The organism is Streptomyces carpinensis (genome assembly GCF_002154505.1).
Classification (GTDB): Bacteria; Actinomycetota; Actinomycetes; order Streptomycetales; family Streptomycetaceae; genus Streptomyces; species Streptomyces carpinensis.
In genome coordinates this window covers 22,420-32,098 of record NZ_MUBM01000001.1, presented here as the reverse complement: position 1 = coordinate 32,098, position 9,679 = coordinate 22,420, and the positions used below count along the sequence as shown (strand labels likewise).

Below are 9,679 nucleotides of genomic sequence, written 5' to 3'. Positions count from 1 at the left end.
CCCCGGCGCGGTGCGCACGGCCCGTGCCGCCGTTCGGGGACAGTTGCGCACCTGGGAGCTGGACAGCGTCGGAGACACCGCGGCCCTGCTGGTGAGCGAGCTGGTCACCAACTCGCTGCGGCACGCCAGCGGCCCCATCGGCCTGAGACTGGTGCGCCCGCCGGGACTGCCGGACGTGCTGCTGGTGGAGGTCTCCGACCCGCTCCCCGATCCGCCCCGGGAACGCCCGGCCCGCCCCGACGACGAGAGCGGGCGCGGTCTCCAACTGGTCGCATCGGCGTCCCGCCGCTGGGGAACCCGCCCGGACGACACCGGAAAGACGGTCTGGTTCGAGCTGGCAGTGCCACCGAGAGTCGGCCGCTACCCGTCCGACGGCGCCGCCGAGCGCCGGGAGCGGACCGGCGACGGCCGTCCGTGACGGCCGTCCATGAGGGCCGTCCGGCGCGGGAGTCGATGACGGATCGTCGGCGGCGGCCGTCCGTGACGGCCGGTCGGAAAGGCACCCGTGAGGGGTGTTTGCGGACACCTGTCGCGGTCGTCGGCCGCAGCGGGATTCGACGGGGTGTCGCCTGGTTAGAAGACTCATGGTGTTGTCACAGGCCGGACCGAAAAGCATCGGGATGGTCGTGTGATCGTGAACACCGTGTTGCGCGGCGCCGTAGTGCTGGATACTGCGGGCAGCCGCCCCCGGTGACCGGTACCGGACGCGGTGAGCTGGAGGGGACGGTTCGCGTGAGCGAGATACCAGCGAAGGCCACGGAGTCCGAGGACGCGTCTGACGGCGCGAGGACGGGGGCCGGAGCCGGCGGTGCCGCCGACGAGATGGCGCCACCGGCGGACGCGATGTGGCAGAGCAGCGCGCCCGGCTCCATCTACGACTACATCAAGGTCGCGTCCTTCTCCATCGGCCCCGACGGCCTCGTCGACCAGTGGAGCCTGCGCGCCGAGCAGTTGTTCGGCATTCCCGCCGAGCACGCCGTCGGCATGGACCCCATCGAGGCGTTCATCGACCCCGACCTGCGAGAGCAGGGCCAGCGCAAGATGGCCGAGATCCTCGACGGGCGGGAGTGGACCGGTGTCGTCCCCTTCCGGCTGCCGGCCCCGGCCGAGGGCGGGACCACCGTACGCGGTAGGAGCGGTCTCGCCGAGGTGTACGTCATGCCGACCCGCACCGCCGAGGGCGACAAGGCCGCCGTCTGCATAGTGGTCGACGTCCGCACCCTGCGCAGCATCGAGACCGACCTCGCCGCCTCCCAGGCGATTTTCGGCCAATCACCCTTCGGCTTCCTGCTCATCGACACCGACCTCCGGGTGCGCCGCGCCAACCAGCGGTTCGCCTCCATCTTCGGCGGTAGGCCCGACGACCACCGCGGCAAGGGCGTGTACGACTACCTGCCCCGGTCCGAGGCCGACCGGGTCTCGGCCATCCTGCGCCGGGTGCTGGAGAACGGCGAGTCCATCACGGACATGCACGTCACCGGCTTCGTCCCCGACTCCGACGAACCCCGCCACTGGTCCGTCAACCTCTACCGCGTGCACAGCGGCAGCGGCCGGCCCATCGGCATCGCCTGGCTCGGAACGGACATCACCGCCCGCCGCGCCGCCGCCCGCGAGGCCGCCGCCGCACGGCGCAACCTCGCCCTGCTCAACGACGCGGGCGCCCGCATCGGCAACTCCCTGGACCTGGAGACCACCGCCCGCGAACTCCTCGACGTCGTCGTCCCCGGCTTCTGCGACCTCGCCACCGTCGACCTCTACCAGGGCCTGCTGGCCGGCGACGAGACCCCGCCCGGCCTCGCCGACGGCAGCGCCGAACTGCGCCGCGTCGCCTTCGCCAGCGCCGTCTCCGGAGCCCCGCTGACCGGCACCGGCGAGCCCGTGGAGGTCGGCGCCGTCCATCACTACGCCTTCAACTCGCGGTGCGCCGACGCCCTGCGCACCGCCCGCCCGAAGATCGTGCCCGGCGAGGAGGGCGGCCTCGTGCACTCCACGCTGGCCGTCCCGATGGTCGCCCACGACACCGTCGTGGGGCTCGCGCAGTTCGCGCGGACCAAGGGCAGCGAGCCGTTCGGCGACCGAGACCGCGCCCTCGCCGTCGAACTCGCCGCACGCGCCGCGGTCTGCATCGACAACGCCCGCCTGTACCGGCGCGAACACGAACGCGCGCTGATACTGCAGCGCTCCCTGCTCCCGCCCGGCGACCCGGAGGCCTCCGGCCTGGACATCGCCTGCCGCTACCTGCCCGGCAACGCGGCCACCGGCCGGCCCAGCGAGGTCGGCGGCGACTGGTTCGACGTCATCGAACTCCCCGGCCACCGCACCGCGCTGGTCGTCGGCGACGTCATGGGACGCGGCCTGCGCGCCGCCGTCGCCATGGGTGAACTCCGCACGGCCGTACGCACCCTGGCCCTGCTCGACCTCGAACCCGCCGAGGTGCTCTCGCAGCTGGACGAGATCGCCCGCGGCCTCGGCGCCCCCGGTGGCATCCAGCAGGCCACCCGCGCCGCCCGCCGCCCCCGCGAGGCCGACCTCTCCGAGGTCTACCTCGCCACCTGCATCTACGCCGTCTACGACTCGGTCACCAGACGGTGCACCTTCGCCAACGCCGGCCACCTGCCGCCGGTCCTGGTCGAACCAGGTGAGCCCGCGCTGATGCTGGACGTCCCACCCGGCATGCCGCTCGGCGTCGGCGGCGAACCCTTCGAGGAGGTCGAGGTCGAACTCCCCGAGGGCGCCCTGCTGGCCCTCTACACCGACGGCCTCGTCGAGTCCCGCGACCACCCCCTCGACGAGGGGCTCCAGGCCTTCGTGGGTGCGCTGACGGACCCCAACCGGCCCCTGGAGGACGTCTGCGACCACGTCCTCAACACCCTCGGCAGCCACCACGGCGAGGACGACATCGCGTTGCTCATGGCCCGCGTCCAGGGCCTGCCCGCCGAGTCTGTCGGCGACTGGACCCTGCCCCGCGAGCCGCGCAGCGTCGGCCGCGCCCGCGAGTACACCCGCTCCCAACTGCTCGCCTGGGACCTGGAACCGCTGGTCGACACCACCGAACTGCTCGTCAGCGAACTGGTCACCAACGCCCTGCGCTACGGCGAGGGCGAGATCAGACTCCGGCTGCTGCTCGACCGCACGCTGGTGTGCGAGGTGTGGGACTCCGGGCTCGTCCAGCCGCGCCGCCGCCGCGCCCGGGACACCGACGAGGGCGGCCGGGGCCTGCAACTCGTCGGCCTGCTCAGCGCCGCCTGGGGCTCCCGGCGGACCCCGCGCGGCAAGACGGTCTGGTTCGAACTCCCGCTCCCGGACGGCGAGAACAGCCTCACCGACCCGGCGGAGGCGCTGCTCAGCCTGTTCTGAGACGCCCGACGGCACCCGCCGCCAGGTGACGCCTACGCCAGGGTGCCCCACCGGCCCCGGGTGTGTGGCCCGCCGAAGCCCACGGGCGGCCCGCCGTCCGCCTCCTCGCCCAGCAGGACCCCGCCGAGCACGGCGCCGGCGGTTCCCGCGGCGGGCTCGGCGTCCCCGGCGTACGGGTTGCCGTGCACACGCACGTCCTGCTCGGCGAGGTCACGGGCCCGCCGGGCCAGGGCATCGGCGGCGTCGGGATCGGGCCCGAGGAGTCGGCGCGCCTCCGCGAGCTGGGTCCGGGCGGTGACGCCCACCGCGGCCCGGTGCGTGCTGACGAAGTCGGCCGCGCCCGCGGTGACGCTGCGCGCGACGAGTTCCCCCGCGACCGAGAGCACTCCGTCCCGCCCGCCCGTGCCCGGCACCGGCGCGACCGCCCGCACGATCCGCCGCAGGGCACCCAGCGGATCGTACGGCCCGGCGACCAGCTCCTCCCGTACACCGGCCAGTACCCGGTCCGCGCGCATGAGCCGCGCCCGCAGCTCCCCGACAGGGACACCCCCGCCCGCGCCGGGCGGACCGCCGGGTGAGTCCACGGGAGTGGGCGCCGCCACGGAGCCGGCCGCGGACGGAACGTTCTGAGGCGCGGCGGCCGTCGGGGGAGCGCCCGCCGCCGGCGATCCGCCTCCGGATGCCGGCGCGGCGGCTCCGGCCGGGGGCTCCACCGAGGCCGGGGCTTCCGGCGCCGTCACGACCGCGCGGCCCGGCCTTCCGGCCGGCCGTCGTGCGGCGACGGCCGGCCGGACCTTCGCGAGCCGGGCCTCCGCGTCGGTCAGCGTCGCCGGCAGGAGACGGCCGGCGGAGGACAGTTCCGCGGCGAGCCGCTCCACGGCGCCCACGAACACCGCGGCCTGGGCGATGGCCCCCTCCGCGGCCCGAAGGTGGGGGACGGCGTCGGCGGCGGAGCCCAAGTCGGCTGTCTGGTGTGTCCGGTTGAGGTGGGTCGTGGCGAACACCATCCGGTCCTTGGCCTGTTCGACGTACCCGGTGACGGGTGCGACCGCCCCCGGCCCGTACCGCTCACCGAGTGCGGCGAGCGCCGGTCCGGCCGCCCCCGTGCGCCCTGTCAGCTCCCGGAACCGCGCCTCCGCGAGGGCCAGTGCCTCGGCCACACCCCGCTCCAGGCCGCGCAACGCGTCGAAGCCGTCGGCCGCCAGGTCCAGCAGCCGCCCCGCCTCCTCGCAGAGCCCGACCATGCCGGCCAGCGCCTGCCGTCGGGCCGCGGCGTCCTCCGGGAGACCGTGCTCGTAGCGGCGGCGCATCCGGAAGGCGGCCGTCAGTTCCGTCTCGGCCTCCCGCACGGCCCGGGCGAAGGGGGCGACGGCCGACGCGCCGAACCGGGCCTCGGCGAAGCCGAGTTCCTCGCGGCAGGTGAGCACGCAGTCGTCGGTCAGGACGAGCGCGTCACGGGCCCGCTCCTCCGGCGCGGCGGACGGTGACGGGCCTGGCGGCGGGGCCGGTTCGCCGCCCGGGCCACCGCCGGGGGTGGTCCGGCTCCTCGCCCGCCGGGTGCGCCGCACGTACCCGTAGCCCGCGAGCACACCGGCCGCGGCCACGGCGACGAGCGGCAGGGCGAGGTCGGCGGCCGACGACCCGTCCTGCCGCGGTGCGGGGGCGGCGGCCACCGGTCCGGCGCGGGGGAGCGCAACCGCGCTGCCGCTGTTGATCGTCATCACCGGAAGCACCAGCCACACGCCCCCCGCCGCGCTGCCCAGCACGGCGCGCGCCACCCGCACGGACCGGTGCGCGGTCGCACGCCGCGGCCGGGCCGCGCGGAGCTGGGGTGACGTCACATTTGGGAGCGTATGACCGCCCGCACGGGCACGCGAGCGGTGCTGCGTCACCGGTGGGCCGGTGGAACAGAGCGATGCGGGAGGGGACAGGGGCATGGACCACACCACGGACAGAGGTCCGGCTGCGGAGCCGGAGCCGGATGCCGGGCGGTTCCCGGGTGTGGAGCGGGCGCCGGGCGCCGGGCGGCGGCCGACCGCCGAGCTGGAGCCGGATGCCGGGCGGTCGTCGGGTTCGGGTGGGGAGCCGGAGCCGGATGCCGGGCGGTTCCCGGGTGTGGAGCGGGAGCCGGGCGCCGGGCGGCGGCCGGCCGCCGAGCCGGACCCGGATGCCGTGCGGTCGTCGGGTGGAGAGCCGGAGCCGGAGCCGGATGCCGAGCGGCGGTTGTCGGGTGGGGAGCCGGAGCCGGACACCGTGCGGCCGTCGGGTGGTGCGGGGCCGGGCGCCGTGCGGCCGTCGGGTGGCGCGGGGCCGGGCGCCGAGCGGCTGTCGGGCGCGAAGCCGGACGCCGGGCGGCAGTCGGGTACCGAGTCAGTCGCCGAGTCCCAGTCGGGTACCGAGCCCGACGCCGGGCCGCAGTCGCGTACCGAACCCGCATCGGACGCCGAGGAGCAGCCGGCCACCGGCCGGAAGGGCGGAACCCCCACCCGCCGGCGCCTGCGTCGGGCCCGTCGCCTCGCGCTCGGGCTCGTCCTCCTGCTCCTGCTCCCCCTGCTCGCCGCCGAGACCGCCCTCCGGGTGAACTACATGGGCGACCCGGCCGGCGATGCGTACAGCAGGGGCCAGGACGCGATCTGGCTGGGGCACGCCTGGGTGGACGGGCGGAAGAAGGACGCCGACGTGGCGGCCCTCGCCGAGCGGCTGCGCGGAACCGGCATCCGCGACCTGTACGTGCACGCAGGCCCCCTGGAGCACGACGGCACGCTGCCGGCGTCGGCGTACCGCAACGCCGGCCGGCTGATACCGGCCGTGCACCGGGCCCTGCCCGGCGTCCGCGTGCAGGCCTGGCTGGGCGACAAGCTGGCCACCGAGAGCCCCGACGGGCTGCGGCTGGAGCGGGCCGGGACGCGCGCCGCCGTGGTCGACTCCACCCGCCGGATCCTGGACGCCGGCTTCGACGGCGCCCACTTCGACCTGGAGCCGCTGCACTCCGGCGACCGCCACTACCTCGACCTTCTCGACGCCCTGCGCGCCGTCACCCGCGCGCACCACGTCCCCCTGTCCGTGGCCGCGCACCAGATCGACCCGCTCCCGGCCTTCCACTCTCTCTGGGGCACGCTCACCAACCACCCCAAGTGGTGGTCGCAGGCCTTCTTCGGTCAGGTCGCCCGGCGCGTCGACCAGATCGCCGTCATGTCGTACGACACCATGCAGCCGGCGCAGAGCCTGTACGGCGGCTACGTCGCCCAGCAGACCTCGCTCGCCCTGGAGGCCACCCCGCCCACCACCGACCTGCTGATGGGCCTGCCCTTCTTCCACGAGAACCGTTTCGGCCACTGGGCGCACGCCGAAACCGTCCCGGCCGCCGTACGCGGCGTCCGCCTCGGCCTGTCCCGCACCGACCCGGACCGCGTCCGCTTCGGTGTCGCCCTGTACGTCGACTTCGCCGCCACGGAGGACGACTGGACCGCGTACCGCGAAGGCTGGATCCGCCCGTCATGACCGGCACGGACCGGGCCGTACGACGACCGGACACCGCCCCGGGCGACCGGACACCGCCCCCGGGAGGCCCGGTGACCGGCGCCTACGCGGACGAGGACCGCCTGCCGATCTTCGAGCCCAGCCACACCAGCGGGTCGTACTTGCGGTCCACCGCGCGCTCCTTCAGCGGGATGAGGGCGTTGTCGGTGATCTTGATGCCCTCGGGGCACACCTCCGTGCAGCACTTGGTGATGTTGCAGTAGCCGAGGCCGTGGTCGTCCTGGGCGGTGCGCTTGCGGTCCAGGCCGGTCTCGGCGGCGGCGTCCAGCGGGTGCATGTCCAGTTCGGCGATGCGCATCAGGAAACGCGGACCGGCGTACGCCGCCTTGTTGTCCTCGTGATCACGCACCACATGGCAGACGTCCTGGCACAGGAAGCACTCGATGCACTTGCGGAACTCCTGCGAACGGTCCACGTCCTCCTGGAACATCCGGTACTCGCCGGGACCCAGATCCGCGGGCGGCACGAAGGCGGGGACCTCGCGCGCCTTGGTGTAGTTGAAGCCGATGTCGGTCACCAGGTCCCGCACCACCGGGAAGGTCCGCAGCGGAGTGACGGTGATCGTCTCCTCGCGGGTGAAGACCGACATGCGGGTCATGCACATCAGCCGCGGGCGGCCGTTGATCTCCGCCGAGCAGGAACCGCACTTGCCCGCCTTGCAGTTCCAGCGCACCGCGAGATCGGGCGCCTGGGTGGCCTGGAGCCGGTGGATGATGTCGAGCACCACCTCGCCGTCGTTGACCTCGACCTCGAAGTCCTGGAGGCCGCCACCCTGCGCGTCGCCCCGCCACACCTTGAAGCGGGCCTCGTAGCTGCTCATTCGTAGAGCTCCTCTTCGGCGAGGTACTTGACCAGCTCCTCCTTCTCGAAGAGGGCGAGCAGGTCGGGGCGGATGGGTTCCGTGGTCTGCCGGGTCAGTGAGATCTGGCCGCGCACCGGGTCCGTCGCCGCCAGTCCGCCGGTCGGGTCGGTCAGCCGGCACACCAGGTTGATCCGGCGCCAGACGCGGTCCATCGACGGATGGTCCTCGCGGGTGTGCCCGCCGCGCGACTCGGTGCGCTCCAGCGCGGCCCGTGCCACGCACTCGCTGACCAGCAGCATGTTCCGCAGGTCGAGGGCGAGGTGCCAGCCGGGGTTGAACTGCCGGTGCCCCTCCACGCCGGCCCGGCGGGCCCGTACCCGCAGCTCGCCGAGCTTCTTCAGCGCCTGCTCCATCTCGGCCTCGCGGCGGATGATCCCGACCAGGTCGTTCATGGTCTGCTGGAGCTCCTGGTGGAGGGTGTACGGGTTCTCCGGCGGGCCGCCGGCCGGCTGCTCCTCCGCCTCCGCCGAGAACGGCCGCAGCGCCTCCGCCGCCGCCGCGTCGACCTGGGCGTCGTCCACCGGCGGACGGTCGTACGCCAGTCCCTGCGCGTACTCGGCCGCGTGCCAGCCCGCCCGGCGGCCGAAGACCAGCAGGTCCGACAGCGAGTTGCCGCCGAGCCGGTTGGAGCCGTGCATGCCGCCGGCCACCTCACCGGCCGCGAACAGCCCCGGCACACCACGCGCCGCCGCCGTGTCGGAGTCGACCGCGATGCCGCCCATCACGTAGTGACAGGTCGGCCCGACCTCCATCGGCTCCGCCGTGATGTCCACGTCGGCCAGCTCCTTGAACTGGTGGTACATCGACGGCAGCCGGCGCCGGACGACCTCGGCCGGCATCCGCGTGGACACGTCGAGGAAGACCCCGCCGTGCGGGGAGCCGCGGCCCTCCTTCACCTCCGAGTTGATCGCGCGGGCCACCTCGTCACGGGGGAGCAGCTCCGGCGGGCGCCGATTGTGGTCCGGGTCCTCGTACCAGCGGTCGGCCTCGTCCTCCGTCTCGGCGTACTTCTCCTTGAAGACGTCGGGCACGTAGTCGAACATGAACCGCCGGCCCTCGGAGTTGCGCAGCACCCCGCCGTCGCCGCGCACCGACTCGGTGACGAGGATGCCCTTCACCGACGGCGGCCAGATCATGCCGGTGGGGTGGAACTGCACGAACTCCATGTTCAGCAGCGGCGCCCCGGCCAGCAGCGCCAGCGCGTGCCCGTCGCCGGTGTACTCCCACGAGTTCGACGTGACCTTGAACGACTTGCCGATGCCGCCGGTCGCGATCACGACGGAGGGGGCCTCCAGCACGAAGAACCGGCCGGTCTCCCGGTCGTAGGCGAAGACCCCGCCCACCCGCTCACCGTCCTTGAGGACCCGGGTGACCGTGCACTCCTGGAAGACCTTCAGCCGGGACTCGTAGTCCCCTGTCTCCCGGTGGTCCTCCTGCTGGAGCGACACGATCTTCTGCTGGAGGGTCCGGATCAGTTCCAGGCCGGTGCGGTCGCCGACGTGCGCCAGGCGCGGGTACTCGTGGCCGCCGAAGTTGCGCTGCGAGATCCTCCCGTCCTTCGTACGGTCGAACAGCGCGCCCCAGGTCTCCAGCTCCCAGACGCGCTCCGGGGCCTCCCGCGCGTGCAGCTCGGCCATCCTCCACTGGTTGAGGAACTTTCCGCCGCGCATGGTGTCGCGGAAGTGGACCTGCCAGTTGTCGTGCTCGTTGACGTTGGCCATCGCCGCCGCGATGCCGCCCTCGGCCATCACGGTGTGCGCCTTGCCGAACAGCGACTTGCAGATCACCGCCGTACGCGCCCCGCGCTCGCGCGCCTCGATGGCGGCGCGCAGCCCGGCGCCGCCCGCGCCGACCACGACGACGTCCCACTCCTGACGGTCGACCACGGACATCACAAGGCCCCACTCACTAGGAAGTCAC

Annotated in this window: 6 protein-coding genes; 3 read left to right on the top strand and 3 right to left on the bottom strand. The window is 74.0% G+C overall.

Translation table 11 applies throughout. The features are described 5' to 3' along the window. Positions 1 to 418, top strand: a 418-nt coding sequence (locus BZY54_RS00125) for an ATP-binding protein (RefSeq protein ID WP_244216863.1), incomplete at its 5' end; no start/stop codon positions are given. Positions 419 to 732: 314 nt separating this feature from the next. Continuing rightward, on the top strand, positions 733 to 3,357 hold the full coding sequence (locus tag BZY54_RS00120; RefSeq protein WP_086722265.1) for a SpoIIE family protein phosphatase: 2,625 nt from the start codon (positions 733 to 735) through the stop codon (positions 3,355 to 3,357). 32 nt (positions 3,358 to 3,389) lie between these two features. On the opposite strand, the gene BZY54_RS00115 is transcribed toward BZY54_RS00120, so the two are convergent. Beyond that, on the bottom strand, positions 3,390 to 5,078 hold the full coding sequence (locus tag BZY54_RS00115; protein WP_244216864.1) for a hypothetical protein: 1,689 nt from the start codon (positions 5,076 to 5,078) through the stop codon (positions 3,390 to 3,392). A gap of 604 nt (positions 5,079 to 5,682) precedes the next feature. On the opposite strand from BZY54_RS00115, the gene BZY54_RS00110 reads away from it, so the two are divergent. After that, positions 5,683 to 6,858 (top strand): glycoside hydrolase family 18 protein, encoded by a 1,176-nt coding sequence (locus tag BZY54_RS00110; RefSeq protein WP_425276244.1) that lies wholly within the window; start codon positions 5,683 to 5,685, stop codon positions 6,856 to 6,858. A gap of 82 nt (positions 6,859 to 6,940) precedes the next feature. Here BZY54_RS00110 and BZY54_RS00105 read toward each other — a convergent pair whose 3' ends face one another. Both BZY54_RS00105 and BZY54_RS00100 read right to left on the bottom strand, forming a co-directional pair. Beyond that, positions 6,941 to 7,717 (bottom strand): succinate dehydrogenase/fumarate reductase iron-sulfur subunit, encoded by a 777-nt coding sequence (locus BZY54_RS00105; protein WP_086722263.1) that lies wholly within the window; start codon positions 7,715 to 7,717, stop codon positions 6,941 to 6,943. After that, positions 7,714 to 9,651 carry a fumarate reductase/succinate dehydrogenase flavoprotein subunit gene (locus tag BZY54_RS00100; RefSeq protein ID WP_086722262.1) on the bottom strand — a complete coding sequence of 646 codons (1,938 nt, stop codon included), beginning with the start codon at positions 9,649 to 9,651 and terminating at the stop codon, positions 7,714 to 7,716. Before BZY54_RS00100 ends, BZY54_RS00105 begins: the two co-directional genes overlap by 4 nt. Positions 9,652 to 9,679 lie beyond the last annotated feature (28 nt).

Excerpts from the sequence above, each read along its gene's own strand:
- BZY54_RS00100 (WP_086722262.1), bottom strand. The coding sequence starts at position 9,651 with ATGTCCGTGGTCGACCGTCAGGAGTGGGACGTCGTCGTGGTCGGCGCG.
- BZY54_RS00115 (WP_244216864.1), bottom strand. The coding sequence starts at position 5,078 with ATGACGATCAACAGCGGCAGCGCGGTTGCGCTCCCCCGCGCCGGACCG.
- BZY54_RS00105 (WP_086722263.1), bottom strand. The coding sequence starts at position 7,717 with ATGAGCAGCTACGAGGCCCGCTTCAAGGTGTGGCGGGGCGACGCGCAG.